Origin of the sequence: Castellaniella denitrificans, from assembly GCF_042653765.1 — a bacterium.
GTDB lineage: Bacteria > Pseudomonadota > Gammaproteobacteria > Burkholderiales > Burkholderiaceae_B > Castellaniella > Castellaniella denitrificans.
Genome location: NZ_JBHSEZ010000006.1, coordinates 1 through 20,627 on the forward strand (window position 1 = coordinate 1; position 20,627 = coordinate 20,627).

The 20,627-nt window shown below is 70.1% G+C and carries 22 protein-coding genes and 1 pseudogene; 16 read left to right on the forward strand and 7 right to left on the reverse strand.

The features are described from left to right. Positions 1 to 201, reverse strand: a pseudogene (locus ACFO27_RS08605) (acetyl-CoA carboxylase biotin carboxyl carrier protein); the annotation flags it as partial. A 280-nt stretch (positions 202 to 481) separates the two neighbouring features. Next, complete coding sequence (locus ACFO27_RS08610) at positions 482 to 964, reverse strand: TlpA family protein disulfide reductase (RefSeq protein WP_376816982.1); 483 nt, start codon at positions 962 to 964, stop codon at positions 482 to 484. 204 nt (positions 965 to 1,168) lie between these two features. Here ACFO27_RS08610 and mpl point away from each other — a divergent pair, with 204 nt between their 5' ends. The 6 genes from mpl (at position 1,169) to ACFO27_RS08640 (ending at position 8,183) form a co-directional block, all read left to right on the forward strand. Further along, positions 1,169 to 2,560: a UDP-N-acetylmuramate:L-alanyl-gamma-D-glutamyl-meso-diaminopimelate ligase gene (gene mpl, locus ACFO27_RS08615; protein WP_376816983.1), complete on the forward strand. Its 1,392-nt coding sequence runs from the start codon at positions 1,169 to 1,171 to the stop codon at positions 2,558 to 2,560. A gap of 21 nt (positions 2,561 to 2,581) precedes the next feature. Next, complete coding sequence (locus ACFO27_RS08620; protein WP_376816984.1) at positions 2,582 to 4,462, forward strand: ribonuclease catalytic domain-containing protein; 1,881 nt, start codon at positions 2,582 to 2,584, stop codon at positions 4,460 to 4,462. Positions 4,463 to 4,472: 10 nt separating this feature from the next. Next, the gene (locus tag ACFO27_RS08625) at positions 4,473 to 5,351 is read left to right on the forward strand and encodes an energy transducer TonB (RefSeq protein WP_376816985.1); all 879 of its coding nucleotides are present in this window, start codon (positions 4,473 to 4,475) and stop codon (positions 5,349 to 5,351) included. Then, positions 5,348 to 6,058, forward strand: coding sequence for a monofunctional biosynthetic peptidoglycan transglycosylase (gene mtgA / locus ACFO27_RS08630; RefSeq protein ID WP_376816986.1), 711 nt, complete (start codon positions 5,348 to 5,350; stop codon positions 6,056 to 6,058). Before ACFO27_RS08625 ends, mtgA begins: the two co-directional genes overlap by 4 nt. Before the next feature lie 101 nt (positions 6,059 to 6,159). Beyond that, a complete protein-coding gene (lptG, locus tag ACFO27_RS08635) occupies positions 6,160 to 7,335 on the forward strand; it encodes an LPS export ABC transporter permease LptG (protein ID WP_376816987.1) in 1,176 nt (391 codons plus the stop codon). Beyond that, a complete protein-coding gene (locus ACFO27_RS08640) occupies positions 7,332 to 8,183 on the forward strand; it encodes a symmetrical bis(5'-nucleosyl)-tetraphosphatase (protein WP_376816988.1) in 852 nt (283 codons plus the stop codon). Before lptG ends, ACFO27_RS08640 begins: the two co-directional genes overlap by 4 nt. Before the next feature lie 45 nt (positions 8,184 to 8,228). Here the strand turns inward: ACFO27_RS08640 and ACFO27_RS08645 are convergent, their stop codons facing one another. The 4 genes from ACFO27_RS08645 to ACFO27_RS08660 form a co-directional block, all read right to left on the reverse strand. After that, entirely contained in the window at positions 8,229 to 8,972 is a 744-nt protein-coding gene (locus tag ACFO27_RS08645) for a lysophospholipid acyltransferase family protein (protein ID WP_376817176.1), read from the reverse strand. Positions 8,973 to 9,059: 87 nt separating this feature from the next. Next, a complete protein-coding gene (ruvX, locus tag ACFO27_RS08650; protein ID WP_376816989.1) occupies positions 9,060 to 9,479 on the reverse strand; it encodes a Holliday junction resolvase RuvX in 420 nt (139 codons plus the stop codon). Next, a complete protein-coding gene (locus tag ACFO27_RS08655; protein WP_323026132.1) occupies positions 9,472 to 10,068 on the reverse strand; it encodes a YqgE/AlgH family protein in 597 nt (198 codons plus the stop codon). The genes ruvX and ACFO27_RS08655 overlap by 8 nt, the downstream gene beginning before the upstream one ends. Before the next feature lie 247 nt (positions 10,069 to 10,315). Further along, positions 10,316 to 10,480, reverse strand: a complete 165-nt coding sequence (locus ACFO27_RS08660; protein WP_043685094.1) for a rubredoxin — start codon at positions 10,478 to 10,480, stop codon at positions 10,316 to 10,318. A gap of 212 nt (positions 10,481 to 10,692) precedes the next feature. Between ACFO27_RS08660 and thiD the strand changes: the two genes are divergently transcribed. The 9 genes from thiD (at position 10,693) to proB (ending at position 18,599) form a co-directional block, all read left to right on the forward strand. Further along, positions 10,693 to 11,502, forward strand: coding sequence for a bifunctional hydroxymethylpyrimidine kinase/phosphomethylpyrimidine kinase (thiD, locus tag ACFO27_RS08665; RefSeq protein ID WP_376816990.1), 810 nt, complete (start codon positions 10,693 to 10,695; stop codon positions 11,500 to 11,502). Further along, positions 11,499 to 12,200, forward strand: coding sequence for a thiamine phosphate synthase (thiE, locus tag ACFO27_RS08670; protein ID WP_376816991.1), 702 nt, complete (start codon positions 11,499 to 11,501; stop codon positions 12,198 to 12,200). Before thiD ends, thiE begins: the two co-directional genes overlap by 4 nt. A gap of 26 nt (positions 12,201 to 12,226) precedes the next feature. Further along, positions 12,227 to 13,507 (forward strand): glutamate-1-semialdehyde 2,1-aminomutase, encoded by a 1,281-nt coding sequence (hemL, locus tag ACFO27_RS08675; protein WP_376816992.1) that lies wholly within the window; start codon positions 12,227 to 12,229, stop codon positions 13,505 to 13,507. A 95-nt stretch (positions 13,508 to 13,602) separates the two neighbouring features. After that, complete coding sequence (locus ACFO27_RS08680; protein ID WP_376816993.1) at positions 13,603 to 14,133, forward strand: MarR family winged helix-turn-helix transcriptional regulator; 531 nt, start codon at positions 13,603 to 13,605, stop codon at positions 14,131 to 14,133. Positions 14,134 to 14,210: 77 nt separating this feature from the next. Further along, on the forward strand, positions 14,211 to 15,437 hold the full coding sequence (gene argJ, locus ACFO27_RS08685; protein ID WP_376816994.1) for a bifunctional glutamate N-acetyltransferase/amino-acid acetyltransferase ArgJ: 1,227 nt from the start codon (positions 14,211 to 14,213) through the stop codon (positions 15,435 to 15,437). 192 nt (positions 15,438 to 15,629) lie between these two features. Then, positions 15,630 to 15,941: a 50S ribosomal protein L21 gene (rplU, locus tag ACFO27_RS08690; RefSeq protein WP_043685103.1), complete on the forward strand. Its 312-nt coding sequence runs from the start codon at positions 15,630 to 15,632 to the stop codon at positions 15,939 to 15,941. A 27-nt stretch (positions 15,942 to 15,968) separates the two neighbouring features. Next, positions 15,969 to 16,229 (forward strand): 50S ribosomal protein L27, encoded by a 261-nt coding sequence (gene rpmA, locus ACFO27_RS08695; RefSeq protein ID WP_376816995.1) that lies wholly within the window; start codon positions 15,969 to 15,971, stop codon positions 16,227 to 16,229. Between the two features lie 67 nt (positions 16,230 to 16,296). Then, positions 16,297 to 17,418 (forward strand): GTPase ObgE, encoded by a 1,122-nt coding sequence (gene obgE, locus ACFO27_RS08700; RefSeq protein ID WP_376816996.1) that lies wholly within the window; start codon positions 16,297 to 16,299, stop codon positions 17,416 to 17,418. 32 nt (positions 17,419 to 17,450) lie between these two features. Next, positions 17,451 to 18,599, forward strand: a complete 1,149-nt coding sequence (proB, locus tag ACFO27_RS08705; RefSeq protein ID WP_376816997.1) for a glutamate 5-kinase — start codon at positions 17,451 to 17,453, stop codon at positions 18,597 to 18,599. Positions 18,600 to 18,634: 35 nt separating this feature from the next. On the opposite strand, the gene ACFO27_RS08710 is transcribed toward proB, so the two are convergent. After that, a complete protein-coding gene (locus ACFO27_RS08710) occupies positions 18,635 to 19,123 on the reverse strand; it encodes a winged helix-turn-helix transcriptional regulator (protein WP_323026123.1) in 489 nt (162 codons plus the stop codon). Between the two features lie 237 nt (positions 19,124 to 19,360). Between ACFO27_RS08710 and ACFO27_RS08715 the strand changes: the two genes are divergently transcribed. Further along, on the forward strand, positions 19,361 to 20,611 hold the full coding sequence (locus tag ACFO27_RS08715; protein WP_376816998.1) for a D-amino acid dehydrogenase: 1,251 nt from the start codon (positions 19,361 to 19,363) through the stop codon (positions 20,609 to 20,611). The last annotated feature ends 16 nt before the right edge of the window (positions 20,612 to 20,627 follow it).

Genomic DNA, 20,627 nt, shown 5'->3' on the forward strand with positions numbered 1-20,627 from the left:
GTCATGGGCGGCGGCCGCCGGCGCCGCGGCGGGCGCCGCCACGACCTGGGCGGGCGCGGCGGCCACGGTGGCCGGGACGCCCGGAGCGGTCTGGGAGAACTTGACGATGCGGACCTTGCCTTCGCCCTCGGTGATTTCCAGTTCGGCGATGCCCGAATCGGCCACCAGGTCGATCAGCGTTTTCAGTTTTCGGAGATCCATGACGATAAATTCCTGTGTGCTGGCCCATGCGGGAGGGGGCCGTTCGACGGTCGGATCCGGGCGGCGAAAACAAATGCGCCGTCGGTCCGACCCCGGCGATGCGGGGAGAATCCACGACGGCCACATGTGTTGCTGCTGCCAGCGGGCAGCCCTGGAGTCCTGCCCGAAGCCGCCTGATCCTGGGTATGGAGATACCCTTCAAAGCGCCTTTTTACGCTAAAACCGCCGATTTGTCCATAAAAACAGGGCCGGCGAGGGCCTGCAACCCTATTATTGAAAGTTAAAGTATCTGCGCCAGGCGGGTCTGGATATCGTCCGGATCGAGTTCGCCCACGATGGAATCGGCGACACGGCCGCGGCGGTCGAACAGCAGCGTGAACGGAAGGCCGCCGCCCTTGTTGCCCAGTTCGCGCATCAGCGGGATGCCCTGGGTGCCGGTCAGCAGCAAGGGGTAGGACACCCGCACCTTTTTCAGGAAGCGCTCGACGTTGGCCTGGGTGTCGATGGCCAGCCCGAGCAGGGCCAGGTCGGGATGGCGCTGATGCAGGGTTTCGAGCAAGGGCATCTCGCGCACGCAGGGCGCGCACCAGCTGGCCCAGAAATTCATCAGCACCGGCCGCCCCACGTAAACCGACAGGGCCTGGTCGCGGCCCTGCAGGTCGGCGAACGAGCGGCCGAAGACCGGGTCGGCCGGCAGGATCGAAGCCCCCGCGCCGCGCGCCCCGGCCGTGAGCCCCAGCGCAGCCAGCGAAGCCGTGCGCAAGAATTTCCGCCTGTCCATGTAGAAAATACCCCCACGCTGCGCAGGCTTCGCCCGCTTGCTGCCCCCCGAGGGGGCGCGTTTTGCCTTGGGGCGGCCCGGCGGCAAAACCCCCCCACGCTGCACCCTTCGTGCTTACACCCAATGATATCGGGTCGATCATAGCATCGGACCCTTACAACCTTACAATACAGGCCGGAGGATACGATGCACGTACACATATTGGGAATCTGCGGCACGTTCATGGGCGGCCTGGCCCTGATCGCCCGCGCCGCGGGCCATCGGGTCACCGGCTGCGACGCGGGCGTCTACCCGCCCATGAGCACACAGCTGCGCGAACAGGGCATCGACCTGATCGAAGGCTTCGACGCCGGCCAGACCGGGCTGGGCGCGGACCTGTACGTGGTCGGCAACGTCGTCAGCCGGGGCAACCCGCTGATGGAAGCCATCCTGGACCAGGGCCTGCCCTACACGTCCGGCCCGCAGTGGCTGGCCGACCACGTCCTGGGCGGCCAGCACGTCCTGGCGGTGGCGGGCACGCACGGCAAGACCACGACCAGCGCCATGCTGGCCTGGATCTTCGAGCAGTCCGGCGAACCCGCCAATTTCCTGATCGGCGGCGTGGCGCCGGACCTGGGCGTCTCGGCCCGCTACGATCCCGCGCGCCGCCACTTCGTGATCGAAGCCGACGAATACGACACGGCCTTCTTCGACAAGCGCTCGAAGTTCGTCCACTACCGCCCCCGCACCGCCATCCTGAACAACCTCGAATACGACCACGCCGACATCTTCCCCGACCTGGCCGCCATCGAGACCCAGTTCCATCACCTGGTGCGCACCGTCCCGGCGTCGGGACACCTGATCCGGCCGGCGGCCGACGAGGCCCTGGACCGGGTCCTGGCGCGCGGCTGCTGGACCCCGGTCGAGACCTTCGGCCCCGGCGGCGACTGGCGGGCGGAACCGGAAACGGACGACGGCCGGCGCTGCCGCATCCTGCACCGGGACCGGCCGGCCGGAACGCTCGACTGGTCGCTGGCCGGCGCCCACAACCAGGCCAACGCCCTGGCGGCCCTGGCGGCCGCCCGGCACGCCGGGATCGCGGCGGAAGACGGCATCGCCGCCCTGAACCGTTTCCAGGGGGTGCGCCGCCGCCTGGAACTGCGCGGCACGCGGGACGGCGTGGCCGTCTATGACGATTTCGCCCACCACCCCAGCGCCATCGCCACCACCCTGGACGGCCTGCGCCGCCGCGTCGGCCCGCACGCCCGCATCCTGGCGGTGATCGAGCCGCGCTCCAACACCATGAAGCTGGGCACGATGGCCGCCCGGCTGCCGGAAGCGCTGGCCGGCGCCGACCGGGTCTTCTGCCACGGCGCCACCCAGGGCCGGCACGCCCTGGGCTGGGATCCCCGGCAGGTGCTGGCCTCCCTGGGCGAACGCCTGTGGGCGGGCGACGACCTGGACGCCCTGGCCGACGCCGTCTGCGACGCGGCGCAGCCCGGCGACCAGGTGCTCGTCATGAGCAACGGCAGCTTCGGCGGCATCCACCAGACCCTGCTCGACCGGCTGGCGCGCCGCCGCCCCCGGTCCCCCCACTGAACCCCGCTGCCCCTTTCCTTTATGCACGTTCTCTACGAAGACGCCGGCAAGCTCAAGGCCGAAACCATTTTCTCCGAAGCCGACACCTCGCTGCAGGTCGAGTCGGCCAGCGGCAAGCGCAGCAAGATCAAGCGCAACGCCGTGCTGTTCACCTTCGAGCAGCCGTCCCCCGACGGCCTGCTGCCCGCCGCCGAGGCCCTGGCGGCCACGCTGGACGCCGGTTTCCTGTGGGAATGCGCGCCGCAGCAGGAATTCGAGGCCGCCGCGCTGGCCGAGGACTACTTCGGCCACGCGCCCGACGCGGTGGAAAAGACCGCCACCATCCTGGCCCTGTCGGCCGCGCCGGCCTATTTCCACCGGCGCGGCAAGGGCGCCTTCCGCCCCGCGCCGCCCGACATCCTGCAGGCCGCCCTGGCCGCGATCGAGAAGAAGCGCCGCCAGGCCGAGCAGCAGGAGGAATGGACCGAGGCCATGCTGGCCGGCACGCTGCCCGACGCCCTGCGGCCCGTCGCCGCCACCTTCCTGGACCGGCCCGACAAGAACACGCTGGAATGGAAGGCCTTCGACGCCGCCGTGCAGCGGTCGGGCGCCAGCCCCGAACGGCTGCTGCTGTCCCTGGGCGTCTGGCCCCATCCCCTGGCCATGATGCGCGACCGCTTCCTGTCGGCCCACTTCCCCCGCGGCACGGACTGGCCGCCCGTGGAAGTCCAGGACTGGGGCGCGGACCTGCCGCAGGCCGAGGTCGAGGCCTATTCCCTGGACGACGCCAGCACCATCGAGATCGACGACGCCCTGTCGGTCTCGGTCCCCGGACCCGGCACGGTCCGCGTCGGCATCCACATCGCCGTGCCGGCCCTGGCCATCACGCGCGGCAGCGCCCTGGACGAGCAGGCGCGCGCGCGCATGTCCACCGTCTACATGCCGGGCGACAAGATCCCCATGCTGTCGCCCGAGCTGATCTCGGCCTTCTCCCTGGACGAAGGCCAGTGGCGTCCGGCCCTGTCGCTGTACGTCACCGGCCGTCTGGCCGACGGCGAGATCCTGGACACCGAGACCCGGCTGGAGCGCATCCGGGTGGCCGCCAACCTGCGCCACGGCCTGATCGGCGGCGACGTCACGGAGGCCGCGCTGGCCGACCCCGGCGCGCCCCTGCCGCACGGCCACTGGCTGCGCCCCCTGTGGCAGTTCGCCCAGGCGCTGTGCGCGGTGCGCGACCGCGTCCGCGGCAAGCCCGAAAACAACGACCGGATCGAATACGGCTTCGAGATCGACGGCCCGCCCGACGACCCGGACTCGATCGTCCGCCTGGTGCCGCGCCAGCGCAACGCCCCGCTGGACCGGCTGGTGGCCGAATACATGATCCTGGCCAACACGCAATGGGGCGCGCTGCTGGCCCGCCACGGCGTGCCGGGCATCTACCGGTCCCAGCAAGCGGGCCGCACCCGCATGTCCACGCAGGCGCTGCCGCACGAATCCATCGCCGTGCCGCAGTACATCTGGTCGACCTCGCCGCTGCGCCGCTACGTGGACCTGGTCAACCAGGGCCAGATCCTGGCGGCGGCCGAGCACGGCGTCTCCGCGCGCCTGGCGGCGCCCTTCAAGCCCAAGGACGCGGACCTCTACGCCCTGATCGGCGCCTTCGACTCGCAATACACGCTGTGGGGCGAATTCCAGTCCTCGATGGAACGCTACTGGTGCATCCGCTGGATGCGGCAGCAGGGGCTGAAGGAAGTCCGGGCCCACGTGCTGCGGGAAAACCTGGTCCGGCTGGCCTGCGCGCCCTTCGTCACCCGCATCAACGGCCTGCCCGAGCTCGAGCGCGGCCAGGAGGTGCGGCTGGACATCCTGGGCTACGATGAGATCGGCCTGGAAGTCGAGTTCCGCCTGCGGGAAACCGGCTGAGGAGGACGCCATGGACACGCTGCCGCTGCAACTGCTGGAGCACCGGCATGAGGGCCGCGGCCGCATGGCAGCGGCCCTGCTGCTGTCCCTGGCCGCGCACGCGGCGCTGCTGGCCTGGCGCGTCCTGCCCGCGCCCCCGGACACGCAGCCGTCCGTCCTGGAAGTCACCCTGGTCAACAGCCGCAGCGAGCAGGCGCCCCTGAATCCCCAGGCGCTGGCCCAGCAGAATCTGGACGGCGGCGGCGACCAGGCGCGGGGGATGGCTTCTTCCCCCCTGCCCCGGACCACCGACGGCAGCGCCGAGGAGACCGTGCTGGCCGCCCTGCGGCGGCGGCAGGCCGAGCTCGAGGCCGAACAGCGCCGCCTGCTGACCCGGCTGGAGTCCCTGGACACGGTCCGGGCGGACCAGCCGTCACCGGAACTGCTCGGCCGCAGCGCCGACCCGGGCGAGGACGACCGCCAGCAGGACAGCCTGGTGCTCAGCGCCCGCATCGCCGCCCTGAAAGAGCGCATCGAACGCTACAACGCCCTGCCCCGGCAGACCTTCACCGCCCCATCCGCCCGGGCTTCGGACGACGCCCGGTACGTGGAGGCCTGGCGCCAGCGCATCGAACTGATCGGCACGCAGCACTATCCGCCCGAGGCGCGCGGCCGCATCTACGGCGACCTGCAGCTGACCGTCTACATCCGGCGCGACGGCAGCCTGGACCACATCCAGTTCGACCGGCCCTCGGACCAGGCCGTCCTGAACGGCGCCGCCCGGCGCATCGTCGAACTGGCCGCGCCCTTCGATCCGCTGCCGCCGGAACTGGCGCGGCACACCGACATCCTGGCCATCACGCGGACCTGGCACTTCACCCGCGACGGCCTGGACACGGACGCGCCATGAAAGGACCGGGCCGCAGGCTGATCACCACCGTCCTGCTGGCGGCGCTGTGCGCCGCCTTCCTGTACCAGATCGGCCTGCTGGGCATGGTGGTCTGGTTCAATTTCCGCAACCCGTCCAACACCCCCGTCATGCAGGACACGCTCAATGCCCTGCGGGCGGAAGACCCCCGGGCCCGGCTGGCGCACGAGTGGGTGCCGTACGAACGCATCAGCCCCAACCTGAAGCGCGCCGTGATCGCCTCCGAGGACAGCGGCTTCGTCGACCACGACGGGGTCGAATGGGATGCCATCCGCAAGGCCTGGAGCTACAACCAGCGCCAGGCCGACCTGGGCCGCTCGCGGCGGCGCGGCGGCTCCACGATCACCCAGCAGCTCGCCAAGAACCTGTTCCTGTCGAACTCGCGCAATTACCTGCGCAAGGGCCAGGAACTGATCCTGACCTACATGATCGAGGCGGTCATGAGCAAGCGCCGCATCCTGGAGCTCTACCTGAACGTCGCCCAGTGGGGCGCCGCCACCTTCGGCGCCCAGGCCGCGGCCCGGCACTACTTCCGCACGGACGCGGCGCGCCTGTCGTCCGGCCAGGCCGCGCAACTGGCGGCCATGCTGCCCAACCCGGCCTACTACGACCGCCACGGCGCCACCGCCTACCTGCGGTCCCGCGCGGCCACCGTGCGCGCCCGCATGTCCCAGGTCGCGGTGCCGTAGGCGGGACGCGCGCGCCCCGCCGGGAAACGCCGCGGGCGGACGCGGCCCCGGCCTTCGCCGCCGTTCGGGGTACTATTGAGGTTTTCATCGCATTTCCCCCCATGCGCACGGCACGACGCTACATCGCCCGCGAAATCTACCGCTCGACCGCCGTCGTCCTGGTGGCCCTGGTGGGCCTCTTCATGTTCTTCGCGCTGATCGAGGGCCTGGACAAGGTCGGCCAGCGCCTGACCCTGCTGAACCTGTTCTACCTGCAGGCCCTGGACGTCCCCAACCACCTCTATGAACTGCTGCCCATCGGCCTGCTGATCGGCGCGGTGCTGGCGCTCGCGGGGCTGGCGCAACGCAACGAGCTCACCATCCTGCGGGCTTCCGGCGTCAGCGGCATGCGCCTGCTGGGCGCCCTGTGGCTGATCACGATCCCGCTGGTGCTGGGCGCCTTCATCCTGTCGGAATTCATCACGCCGGCGGCCGAACTGCGCGGCAGCGAGTCCCGCCTGGCGCTGCTGGGCCGCACCGACGGCGGCCGCCTGTCCAGCGGCTACTGGTTCAAGGAAGCCGACGACCAGGGCGGCACCCGCATCATCAACATCGGCCATCTCACCGGCCAGGGCCGCGTCGACGACGTGGTGCTCTACGAATTCGCGCCGGACGACACCCTGCGGGACGTCGTCCGGGCCGCCGACGGGCAGTTCGAACAGGGGCGGCTGGTGCTGCGCGACCTGACCGAGACCCGCATCCACCCGCAATCCGCCAGCGCCCTGGCCGACGCCCGCATCCCCGACGCGCCCATCAGCGAACTCGTCCACCTGGACGAGCGCAGCATCCCCACGTCCCTCACGCCCGAACGCCTGATCGCCCGCATCCTGACGCCTGAACGCATGGCGATCTCGGACCTGCTGGACTACATCCGCTACCTGAAGCACAACCAGCTGGATGCCGACCGCCAGGAAGTCGCCCTGTGGCGCAAGATCGCCTACCCGTTCACCCTGCTGGTCATGGTCACCATCGCCGCGCCGATCGGCTTCATGCAGACGCGCCGGGGCGGGGTCGGGCTCAAGGTCTTCGCCGGCATCATCCTGGGGGTCGGCTTCTTCATGCTCAACCAGCTGGCCCTGAACGCCGGCATGCTGGGCGACTGGCCGCCCTGGGCCACGGCCCTGGTGCCCAGCCTGGCCGGCCAGGCGGCCGCCCTGCTGGCCCTGCTGGGCATGGAGCACCGCCACCCGCTGTCCCTGTGGCTGCGCCAGCGCCGGCTCCAGCGGAGCCCCGCATGACGCTTTCCGGAGCATCCCCGGCGGCGCGCGATCCGCGCGGCGACGTCTGGGTCATCGGCGACGTCCAGGGCTGCGCGGGCGCCCTGCGCGCCCTGCTGGCCCATCCCGAACTCTCCCGCCCCGACACCGAGCTGTGGTTCGCCGGGGACCTGGTCAACCGCGGCCCCGATTCCCTGGGGGCGCTGCGCCTGATCCGGTCCCTGGGCCCCCGCGCCCGCGCCATCCTGGGCAACCACGACCTGCACCTGCTGGCCGTGGTGGCCGGCGTGCGTCCGCCGGGCAAGTCCGACACGATCCAGGACATCCTGGAGGCACCCGACGCCGCCGAACTGATCGACTGGCTGCGCCACCGGCCGCTGCTGGTGCGCGACCGCGGCCACGTCATGGTCCACGCCGGCATCCTGCCCGCCTGGACACTGGACCAGGCCCAGGCCCTGGCGGGCGAAATCGAAGCCGCCCTGCGCCAGCCCGGCTGGCACCCCGCCCTGCACGACCTGTACGGCGAGGAGCCCCTGCAATGGGACGACGCCCTGCGCGGGCCGGACCGCATGCGGGTGATCGTCAACGCCCTGACCCGCATGCGGGTCTGCCACGCCGAAGACGGCCGCATGAACTTCCACTACAAGGGCGAGCCCCACGCCATGCCGGGACTGGTGCCCTGGTTCGAGCTGCCCGGGCGGCGCGACCCGGCCGTGCCGGTGATCTTCGGCCACTGGTCCGCCCTGGGACTGCACATCCGCCCGGACGCGATCTGCCTGGACACCGGCTGCGTCTGGGGGCGTTCGCTGACGGCGCTGCGGCTGCGCGACCACCGGATCATCCAGCAGGACTGCGCCACCTGCCGCTGAGGCCGCCGCGCCTGGCCCATCCCCGTCGGGGGGACCGGCCCGCGCTCATTCGCCCCGCACGGCCGCGCGGATGGCGGCATGCGCGCGCCGCGCCAGGTCGCCCCGCACCGGGACGTCCGCCGCCGGGATCGGCGCCAGGAAGACGCAGTCGACCGACACGCCCCGGGCGCCGAGCAGGAACCACAGGTTCGCCACCAGGGTCTGCTCGCCGACGAAGGCCAGTTCCGGCGCCCGCCGTCCGCGCTTCAGGAAACGCAGGGCCACCGGCTGCGTCGCCACGCCGGCCCGCACGGCGGCATCGAACAGGCCCGCATGGAAAGGCAGCACGTCCGAACCATCCGTGGTCGTGCCTTCGGGGAACAGCCCCACAGCGTCGCCCTGGTCGAAGCAGGTGCGCATCTGGCGGCCGGCGGCGCGCACCGCGTGCCGGTGGCGCCGGTCGATGAACAGCGTGCCCGCCCAGGCCACCAGCAGTCCGATCACCGGCCAGCGCCGGATGTCGCTCTTGGCCACGAAGGACGTCGTGCGCACGCTGTTGAGCACGAAGATGTCGACCCAGGACACGTGATTGGCCACCCACAGGATGGCGCCCCGCGTCACGGGCTCGCCCAGGCGGCGCACGCGGACCCCGCACAGCCGCAGCAGCCCCCGGGACCAGGCGCCCACGATCCGGCGCCTCCCGGCGCGGCCCAGGACCGGGAACACGATCAATTCGATCGACAGGCCCAGCAAGATCCAGGCCGACACGCAGACGAAACGGAACAGGAAAAGAAACGGCGCCACCGTCATCCTCCGCCCGGAATGGGCAATGGCGCCCATCATACCCGCCCCGTCAGCGAGACACCGGCCAGCCGCGCGAACGGACCGGCCACCGCCTCATCCAGCGACGCGCGCCCGCGCCGGATCATCGAGATAGCGCTGCAGGATCACGGCGGCGGCCATGGCGTCGTCGGGAGCATGGGTGCCCAGGATGTGCTGCGCTTCCAGGCTGGAGCCGCGCTCGTCCACCAGCACGACGCGCACGCGGAAGCGCCCTTCGAGCTGGTGCGCGAAGCGGCGGCTGTGCTGCGAGGCGGGCTGTTCGCCCCCGTCCAGCGTCAGGGGCAGGCCCACGACCACCCGGTCGGGCTGCCACTCGGTCAGCAGGGCACCGACCTGGGAGAAACGCTGCTCGCGCGTGGCCGGCGTCAGGATGCAGAGCGGGCGGGCCTGGTTCGTCAGGGTGTTGCCCAGCGCCACGCCGATTTTCTTCAGGCCGAAATCGAAGGCCAGCAGCGTCTGCTCGGATTCAGGCATGACCCGCGTCGCTGGCCAGCATCGAGGCGCGGATGCCCAGCTGCGCCAGGGCGGCGTCGTAGCGGTCCTCGGCGGGCGTATCGAACAGGATGTCGTTGGACGCCAGCACGTTGAGCCAGGCATTGCGGGCGAGTTCGTCTTCCAGCTGGCCCGCGCCCCAGCCCGCGTAGCCCAGCGTCACCAGCAGACGGGCCGGGCCATGGCCGGCGGCGACGTCCTGGAGCACGTCGCGGGACGTGGTCAGCGCCACGTCGCCCCCCAGCTCGATGCTGGAGCTGTATTCGCCGCGCGGCACGTGCAGCACGAAGCCGCGATCGGTCTGCACAGGCCCGCCGAAGAAGACCGGCGATTCGCGCACCGGGCCGATTTCCAGGGACAGCGGCAGGTCGATGCGCTGCAGCAGATCGCCGATGGTGAGATCGGTGGGCCGGTTGATCACCAGCCCCAGCGCGCCGTGTTCCGTGTGTTCGCAGACGTAGATCACGGTATTGGCCAGTTCGCCCGACACCATCCCCGGCATGGCCAGCAGGAACTGCCGGGACAGGTCGATACGCGAACCGGCGTCGGAAGCATGCGGTACTTTCGTCATGGCGATCCCCTGTAGTCCGGCCCCGAGGGAGCCTCTGAATAAGTCGGGCGGTAAGCGGGCGCCGCGGATCGGGATGGGATGCAAGGCGCGAACCGCGGCCATGTCCGTAGCCATGGCGGGGATGAGCAGCGCCGCAGACCGCCCGAGTCCGCAGATGCACGCGGCGCGAGGACTTGTTCGGAGGTTCCCCGTGCCCATGACGCTAGAGTATCAGAAACGGACCGGATCACGAATGGATCGGCCGGGGTCATATCTCGATCAGTTCGAAATCTTCCTTGCGGGCGCCGCATTCGGGACAGACCCAGTTGGGGGGCACGTCCTCCCAGCGCGTGCCGGGCGCGATCCCGTCTTCCGGGAAGCCGGCCGCCTCGTCGTAGATCCAGCCGCAGATCAGGCACATCCAGGTTCGCATGACAATCCAATCCTTATCCTCTGATTCGGCAGGCGCCGGGCATCTCCAGCCGCAACATCCCTCCACCTCGTGCCTTGCAAGGCACTCGGATTCGGCAGGCGCCAGGCCGTCCGCAGGGGACTGCCTGGCGTCCGGCCTCATTCATTCGATTAGAATGGATGCCATAGTACACAAACCGCCGGCCATGGCGACCGGCTTCCCTTTCCGCCATCATGTCCGCCCCCGATTCCCCTGCCATTCCCCTGCCCCTGATTTTCGGTCCGTTCGACCCCAGCGGGGCCAGTCACCTGCCGATCGACGCGGTCATTTGCGCCGGCCTGGGCGCGCACGCGGGGTCGGTGGTCACCGCCATCCACGTCCAGGACACCGCCGGCACTGAAACCATCCAGCGCCTGGCCCCGGACCTGGTCGACGACCAGGCCCGCTGCCTGCTGGAAGACATGGCCATCGGCGCCCTGAAGATCGGCCCGCAATACGACCCCGAGACCATCTCGACGCTGGCGCAGATCGCGGCCGACTACAGCGCCCTGCCGCTGGTGCTGCAGCTGAGCGCGCCGCCGCCGGTCCCCGACCTGGAAGACCTGGACCCCGAGGAAACCGTCGGCGCGCTGCTCGAACTGCTGGTGCCCCAGGCGCACCTCGTCGTCGTCGATGCCCGGCTGCCGGAGCAATGGGCCGGCCAGGGCCTGCTGTCCTCGGCGCGGGCCGACGACCCGATCGGCGCCCTGCACGAATTCGGCGCGCCGCTCGTCCTGTGCTGCAACGCGGCGCTCGGTCCCGGCCTGAACGGCCTGATCCTGCACACGCGGGACCAGGCCAGCCGCCGCTGGCCCTGGCCGGCCCCGCGCGTGCGCACGGGCGACGCCGAAAGCCTGCTGGCCACGGTGCTGTGCTGCCTGCTGGCCCGCGGGCTGGACCCGGCCGAAGCCGTCTCCCAGGCGGTGGCCACCGCCACCGCCCTGCTGGAACGGCACTTCCATCCCGGCATGGGGCAACGCATCCTGCTGCACGCCGCGCCATGAACACGCAAGACCGCTCCCAGACGCACACTCCCCGGTTCCCGCGCGGCCTGTACGGCGTCACGCCCGACTGGGCCGACACCGGCCGCCTGCTGGCCGCCATCGAACAGGCCCATGCCGGCGGCATGACCGCCCTGCAATGGCGCCGCAAGCACGGCGCCCCGGCCGACCTGCGCGCCCAGGCCCGCGCGGTCCGGGACCTGTGCCTGCGGCTGGGCCTGGTGCTGATCGTCAATGACGACTGGCGCCTGGCGGCCGACCTGGACGCCGACGGCGCCCACCTGGGCCGCGACGACGGCGCCGTCGCCCAGGCACGCCTGGCGCTGGGCTCGGACAAGCTGATCGGCTGCTCCTGCTACGACCAGCCCGAGCTGGCCGCCCGGCGGCTGCGGGAAGACGCCGACTACATCGCCTTCGGCGCGATGTACCCGTCCAGCGTCAAGCCCGACGCCGTGCGCGCCACCCTGGACCACGTGCGCGCCGGCCGCCGCCTGGCCGAAGCACAGGTCTCCGGCGCGCCCGCCGGCGGGATGCGCCGCGCCGCCGTGGTGGCGATCGGCGGCATCACTCCCGACAACGCCGCCCCCGTGATCCAGGCGGGCGCCGACAGCATCGCCGTCATCAGCGCCCTGTTCGAAGCCCCCGACATCCGCGCCGCCGCGCGGCGCTGCGCCGACCTGTTCGACGCCGACCTCTCCTGAAACCCCGCAGCAACCGGAATCCCGCCATGTCCCGCAACACCGAACTCTTCGAACGCGCCTGCCGCGCCATCCCGGGCGGCGTCAACTCGCCCGTGCGCGCCTTCCGCTCCGTGGGCGGCACCCCGCCCTTCATCGCCCGCGCCCAGGGTCCCTACCTGTGGGACGCCGAGGGCACGCGCTATATCGACTACATCGGCTCCTGGGGCCCCGCCATCCTGGGCCACGCCGATCCCGAGGTCGTCGCGGCCGTGCAGGCCGCCGCCGTGGACGGCCTGTCCTTCGGCGCGCCCACCGAAGCCGAAATCGAGCTGGCCGAGGCCATCATCGAGCGCATCCCCTCGATCGAGCAGGTGCGCCTGGTCAGCTCCGGCACGGAAGCCACCATGTCGGCGATCCGGCTGGCGCGCGGCCACACCGGCCGGCCCAAGATCATCAAGTTCGAAGGCTGCTACCACGGCCACGCCGACAGCCTGCTGGTCAAGGCCGGCTCGGGCATGCTGACCTTCGGCAACCCCACCTCCGCCGGCGTACCGCCCGAATTCGTCCAGCACACCCTGGTGCTGGACTACAACGACCTGTCCGCCGTCGAGGCCGCCTTCGCCCAATATCCCGAAGACATCGCCTGCGTCATCGTCGAGCCCATCGCGGGCAACATGAACATGGTGCGCCCCGCGCCCGGCTTCCTCGAAGGCTTGCGCGCCCTGTGCACCCGCCATGGCGCCGTCCTGATCTTCGACGAAGTCATGACCGGGCTGCGCGTCGGCCCGCAGGGCATGCAGGGCCTGTGCGGCGTCACGCCCGACATGACGACGCTGGCCAAGATCATCGGCGGCGGCATGCCGGTGGGCGCCTTCGGCGGCCGCGCCGAGATCATGGCCGGCATCGCGCCGCTGGGCGCGGTCTACCAGGCGGGCACGCTGTCGGGCAACCCGGTGGCGGTCGCCGCCGGGCGCGTCACCCTGCGCCGCCTGGCCGAACCGGGCTTCTACGACGCCCTGCACCGGCGGACCGGCCTGCTGATCCAGGGCCTGGTCGAACGCGCGCGGCGCCACGGCGTGGCCTTCAGCGGCGACTGGCAGGGCGGCCTGTTCGGCCTGTACTTCCGCGACACGGTGCCGGCCAGCCTGGCCGAGGTCTCCGCCAGCGACACGGAAGCCTTCAAGCGCTTCTTCCACGGCATGCTGTCCGAAGGCGTGCATTTCGCGCCCTCGGCCTTCGAGGCCGGCTTCGTCTCGGCCACCCACGACGACGCCGTCATCCAGGCGACGCTGGACGCGGCCGACCGGGTCTTCGCCGGGTTTAAATAGTCCGGACTTCAAGTTTCTTGACGCAGGACAAGGACACGCCTCCGGCGGTTCCCTACACTGGGGACGCTCTGATCAAGTCCGCCCGGAGGCGCGTCATGACCGACTACACCCAATACGCTGCGACCCAGCACCCCGCCGTCACCCCCCCGGTGCCGGACCTCGAAACCCAGGCCACCGGCCAGGAACCCCAGGATCTGCGCCTGTGGCTGCGCATGCTCAGCTGCTGCACGCTGATCGAAAACGAACTGCGCAGCCGGCTGCGCACGGAATTCCAGACCACCCTGCCGCGCTTCGACCTGATGTCCCAGCTCACCCATGCCCCCAAGGGCCTGAAAATGAGCGAACTGTCCCGCCTGATGATGGTCACCAACGGCAACATCACCGGCATCACCGACCAGCTGGAAAAAGACGGCCTGGTCGAACGCCTGAAGGACGACTCCGACCGCCGCAGCTCGCTGATCCGCCTGACCCTGAAAGGCCGCCGCTACCATCGCCGCATGCAGCGGGCGCACGCCACCTGGATCCAGTCCCTGCTGGGCGGCCTGGCGCCGTCCGCGCGCGCGGCGCTGTTCGATCTCCTGGGCGACCTGAAGCAATCCACCTACGCGCGCCTGCCGGCGATCTGACTCCCCGCGCGCGGCATCCCCGACGCCCCCATTCGGCATAGAATGGGGGCTTATTTTTGCTACGGATTTCCCCCGCCATGGCCATCAACCTGATCATCCCGGCGCAAGACGCCATCCACCCGATCCCCGGCATCCGCATCGGCACGGCCGAGGCCGGCATCCGCAAGGCCGGGCGCCGCGACCTGACCGTCCTGCTGCTGGACGAAGGCGCGTCGGTGGCGGGGGTCTTCACGCGCAACCGCTTCCGCGCCGCGCCGGTCCAGGTCTGCGAGGCGCACCTGGCCGCCGGCGCCGGCATCCGCGCCCTGGTCATCAACACCGGCAACGCCAACGCGGGCACCGGGGAACCCGGCCTGCGGGCCGCCCGCGAGACCTGCCGCGCCCTGGCGGACCGGCTGAGCGTCGCGCCCGAACAGATCCTGCCGTTCTCCACCGGGGTCATCCTGGAACCGCTGCCCGTGGACCGCCTGATCGCCGGCCTGCCGGCCGCCCTGGACGACGCCCGCCCGGACCACTGGTTCCAGGCGGCCCACAGCATCATGACCACGGACACCCAGCCCAAGATCCACTCCACCCGGATCGACCTGGGCGGCACCCCGGTCGCGATCACCGGCATCAGCAAGGGCGCCGGCATGATCCGCCCCAACATGGCGACCATGCTGGGCTTCCTGGGCACGGACGCGGGCCTGCCGCCCGCGCTGCTGCGCGACCTGGCCAAGCGCATCGCCGACCAGTCCTTCAACCGCATCACGGTGGACGGCGACACCTCCACCAACGACTCCTTCATCCTCATCGCGACCGGCGCCAGCGGCGCGCGCATCGAATCCACGCAAGATCCGCGCTTCGCCGCCCTGGCCGAAGCCCTGACGGCCGCCGCGCGCGACCTGGCCCAGAAGATCGTGCGCGACGCCGAAGGCGCGACGAAATTCATGACCATCCGCATCGAGCAGGCCGCATCCACCGAGGAAGCCCTGAAGGTCGCCTACGCCATCGCCCATTCGCCGCTGGTCAAGACCGCCTTCTACGCCTCCGACCCCAACCTGGGCCGCATCCTGGCGGCGATCGGCTACGCCGGCATCGACGACCTGGACGTCTCGAAGCTGACGCTGTGGCTGGGCGACGTGCGCGTGGCCTCGCAAGGCGGCCGCGACCCCGACTACCGCGAGGAAGACGGTCAGCGCGTGATGAAGGAATCCGAAATCCTGGTGCGCGTCGCCCTGGGGCGCGGCGACGTCGCCGACACGGTGTACACCTGCGACTTCTCGCACGAATACGTCAGCATCAACGCGGACTACCGGTCGTAGGGACGGCTCGCGGACGCGCAGAAACCACTTGATTTACAAAAGGATTTCTGCATAAAATACAGGGCTTGGCCTTATCCGCACCGGATTGGGCCGTTTTTGGCATACCCGGCCAAGTCGGTGGGCAGGCGCTGATGTCAAGGCATCGGCGCCCGGACTCGGATGCGGACCCGGGCATTCTCACAGGAAATCCCCATGTACGCGGTCATAAAAACCGGCGGCAAGCAATATCGCGTTTGCGCCGGCCAGAAACTGAAAATCGAACAGATACCGGCTGACATTGGGCAAGAAATCTCGCTCGACCAGGTGTTGTCCGTCGGCGAAGGCGAAACGCTGAAGATCGGCGCGCCCTTCGTCGAAGGCGCCGCGGTCAAAGCCACCGTTCTTGCACAAGGCCGTCACGACAAGGTCAAGATCTTCAAGATGCGCCGTCGCAAGCACTACCAGAAGCATCAAGGCCATCGCCAGAACTACACCGAAATCCGCATCGACGCCGTCGCTGCCTGATCCGGTCATCGCATTTAGGAGCTCATCATGGCACACAAAAAGGGCGGCGGCTCGACTCGCAACGGCCGCGATTCCGAATCGAAACGACTGGGCGTGAAGGTCTACGGCGGCCAGCAGATCTCGGCCGGCGGCATCATCATCCGCCAGCGCGGCACCCAGTTCCACCCCGGCGTCAACGTCGGCATCGGCAAGGACCACACGCTGTATTCCCTGGTGGACGGCGTCGTGCAGTTCTCCATCAAGGGCGCGCAGAACAAGCGCACCGTCTCGGTGAACGCGGCGAACTGATCACCGCGTATCCGCAAAAGGCCCTGCTCATTCAGCAGGGCTTTTTTTTCATTAGAATGGTTCCACCATGAAATTCGTAGACGAAGCCACCATCGAGGTCATCGCCGGCAAAGGCGGCAATGGCGTCGCCAGCTTCCGCCGGGAAAAATTCATTCCCATGGGCGGACCCGACGGCGGCGACGGCGGCCGGGGGGGTTCCATCCTGGCCGTGGCCGACCGCAACATCAACACCCTGATCGATTTCCGCTACGCCCGGCTGCACCGCGCCAAGAACGGCGAGAACGGCCGGGGCTCGGACCAGTACGGCGCCGGCGCGCCGGACATTGTCCTGCGCATGCCCGTGGGCACCGTGATCCACGACGCCGACAGCGGCGAGCAGCTCTTCGACCTGGACCACCACGGCGCGCAGGTCACGCTGGCGGCCGGCGGCGCCGGCGGCCTGGGCAACCTGCACTTCAAGTCCAGCACCAACCGCGCGCCGCGCCAGTTCACCCCCGGACGCGAGGGCGAGCAGCGCCGCCTGCGCCTGGAACTGAAGGTGCTGGCCGACGTGGGCCTGCTGGGCATGCCCAACGCGGGCAAGTCCACCCTGATCACGCGCGTGTCCAACGCCCGCCCGAAGATCGCGGACTACCCCTTCACCACCCTGCACCCGAACCTGGGCGTGGTGCGCACCTCGCCGTCGCACAGCTTCGTCATCGCCGACATTCCCGGCCTGATCGAGGGCGCCTCGGAAGGCGCCGGCCTGGGCCACCTGTTCCTGCGCCACCTGAGCCGCACCCGCGTGCTGCTGCACCTGCTGGACGTGCACTCGCCCGATCCGGACGTCGATGCCTGCGCCCAGGCCGTGCGGGACGCCCAGGCCATCGCGCGCGAACTCGAACGCTACAGCCCCGACCTGGCCGCCAAGCCGCGCTGGCTGGTGCTGAACAAGCTGGACATGGTGGAGGACCCGGCCGCCGTCCAGGACCGCGTCTGCCGCGAACTCGGCTGGACGGGACCGGTCTTCGGCATCTCCGCCCTGACCGGCGAAGGCACCCAGGCCCTGACCGGGGCGCTGCAATCCTGGCTGGACGAACAGCAGCGCAGCGCCCACGCCCACGACGAGGATCCCCGCTTCACGCGCGGCGACGCCGGCCCGGGCGCGCCGGACGCCGGCGATCCGGACGACCCCCGCCTCGCACGCTGACCACCCCGTTTCCCGCCCCGCCCGCCGCCATCATGACTCGCCCGGATCTTTCCCCTTCCGTCGCCCAGGACGCGCAACGCCTCGTCCTCAAGGTCGGCTCCTCCCTGGTCACCAACGAGGGCCGGGGCATCGACCTGGAGGCCGTGGCCCAATGGGCCGAGCAGATCGCCGGCCTGCACGCCTCGGGCCGGCAACTGGTGCTGGTGTCCAGCGGCGCCATCGCCGAGGGCATGGCGCGCCTGGGGTGGCCTCGGCGGCCCAAGCTCATGTCCGAGCTGCAGGCGGCGGCGGCCGTGGGCCAGATGGGCCTGATCCAGGCCTACGAAGCCGCCTTCGCCCGCCACGGCGTGCGCACCGCCCAGATCCTGCTGACGCACGAGGACCTGGCCGACCGGCGCCGCTACCTGAACGCGCGCAGCACGCTCAACACCCTGCTGGCCCTGGGCGTGGTGCCCATCGTCAACGAGAACGACACGGTCGTCACCGACGAGATCCGCGTGGGGGACAACGACACCCTGGGCGCCCTGGTGACCAACCTGATCGAAGCCGACGTACTGGTCATCCTGACCGACCAGTCCGGCCTGTACAGCGCCGATCCGCGCAAGCATCCGGACGCGCGCTTCATCCACCAGGGCCAGGCGGGCGACCCGGCGCTGGAAGCCATGGCGGGCGGCTCGGGCAGCGCCATCGGTACCGGCGGCATGCTGACCAAGGTCCTGGCCGCCCGGCGCGCCGCCAACAGCGGCGGCCACACCATCATCGCCTCCGGCCGCGAGCCCGACGTGCTGCGGCGCCTGGCCTCGGGCGAACCCATCGGCACCGAACTGCGGGCCGTCCTGCCGGTCCGCTCGGCCCGGCAGCGCTGGCTGGCCAACCATCTGCGCCTGCGCGGACGCGTCACCCTGGACGCCGGCGCCGTGCGCGCGCTGACCCAGGGCCACCGCAGCCTGCTGCCCATCGGCGTGATCGCCGTCGAAGGCGATTTCGAACGCGGCGACGTGGTGGCCTGCGTGGACGAGCACGGCGTGGAATGCGGGCGCGGCCTGGTCAACTATTCGTCCGCCGACACGGCGCGCATCCTGCGCCAGCCCAGCGCCCGCATCGCGGAGATCCTGGGCCACCTGTCCGACCCGGAACTGATCCACCGCGACAACATGGTCGTCGTGCGACCGCGCACCTGAGCCGGGGCAACGCAGCGAGCGGCGGTGCATAGGGCCTAGCGCTGCGCCGGGATGAACTGGGTCTCCTTGACCTCCTCCATCACCACGCAGCTCTTGGTCTGAGTCACGCCCGGCAGGCGCAGCAGGATCTCGCCCAGCAGATTGCGGTACTGGCCGATTTCCTTGATCCGGGCCTTGATCATGTAGTCGAAGTCCCCGGACACCAGGTGGCATTCGAGCACCTGCGGCACGCACAGCACCTCGCGGCGGAAGTCCTCGAAGGTGCGTCCGGACTTGCTGGACATGCTGATTTCCACGAACACCAGCAGGCCGGCGTCCAGGGCGGCGGGCGACACCCGCGCGTGATAGCCGGTGATCACGCCGTCGCGCTCCAGGCGGCGCACGCGCTCGATGCAGGGCGTCACCGTCAGCCCCACCGCGTCGGCCAGCTCGGTCATCGACAGGCGGCCGTTCTGCTGCAGCAGGTCCAGGATGCGGCGGTCGATCTTGTCCAGGGCATGGACGGATTCCTTTTGCACGCGCATGATCATTCTCCGGAACGGGGAAATCGGCGAAGGCCCGGGTTCGCGCCCGCGCGCGGAAAATCCGCCCGGACGCCCCCGTGGAACGGGCGCTGTGCGGCGCACCAGGATTTTGTCCTGCGCACCCGCACCGGCCCTCGCCTATACCTGTGTGTTTTCATGAAAACTTGATTTTTTCATAAAAATTTACCTGGGTACATTGCCTATCATCATGAAAAATTAATCCACTGAGGATGCATCATGAAGGTTCTGGTTCTAGGGGCGGGCGTCGTGGGCGTCACGAGCGCCTATTACCTGGCCCGGCAAGGGCATGAAGTCACCGTGATCGACCGCGAGAATGGCGTGGCGGAGGAAACCAGCTTCGGCAACGCCGGCCAGCTGTCCTTCGGCTATTCCTCGCCCTGGGCCGCGCCCGGCATTCCGCTGAAGGCGTTCAAATGGCTGTTCACGCCGCACGCGCCGCTGACGATCCGGCCCGACGGCAGCCTGTTCCAGCTGCGCTGGATGCTGGACATGTGGCGCAACTGCACGCCGGCCCGATACGCCGCCAACAAGGAACGCATGCTGCGCCTGTCGGCCTACAGCCGCCAGTGCCTGCACGCGCTGCAGGCCGACACCGGCATCCAGTTCGAGGGTCGGCGCCAGGGCACGCTGCAGGTCTTCCGCACACAGAAGCAGATGGACGATGCCCAGCGCGACGTCCAGGCCCTGAGCGAGGCCGGCGTTGCCCACGAACTGGTCGATGGCGACCGGCTGGCCCAGTACGAGCCCGCGCTGGCCCAGGTCCGCCACAAGCTGGTCGGGGGCCTGCGCACGCCGGACGACGAGACCGGCGACTGCCGCCTGTTCACCCAGGCCCTGACCCGGCTGGCCGAGGCCGCGGGCGTACGCTTCCAGTACGGCGAGACCATCCAGTCCCTGCTGACGGCGGGCGACCGCGTCACGGGCGTGCAATGCGCGTCCGGCCCGCAGCGGGCCGACGCCTACGTGGTCGCCCTGGGATCCTATTCGCCCCTGCTGCTGCGCGGCCTGGTCGACATCCCCGTCTATCCCATGAAGGGCTATTCCATCACCGTGGACATCGCCGATCCGGAACGGGCACCGGTGTCCACCCTGCTGGACGAGACCTACAAGATCGCCCTGACCCGCTTCGACCAGCGCATCCGCGTCGGCGGCATGGCCGAGGTCGTGGGCTACGACACGGCCCTGGATCCGCGCCGCCAGCGGACCCTGGAAATGGTGTTGAACGATCTGTTCCCGGGCAGCTACACCCCGGGCGACGTGCATTTCTGGACCGGCCTGCGCCCCAAGACCCCCGACAGCACCCCCATCGTCGGCCCCACCCGGCTGGGCAACCTGTTCCTGAACACCGGCCACGGCACGCTGGGCTGGACCATGTCCTGCGGCAGCGGCCGGCTGATCGCGGACATCGTGTCCGGCAAGCCGACCGACATCCGTCACGACGACCTGGGCGTCCAGCGCTACCGCTGAACGCCCGGGCCGGCGG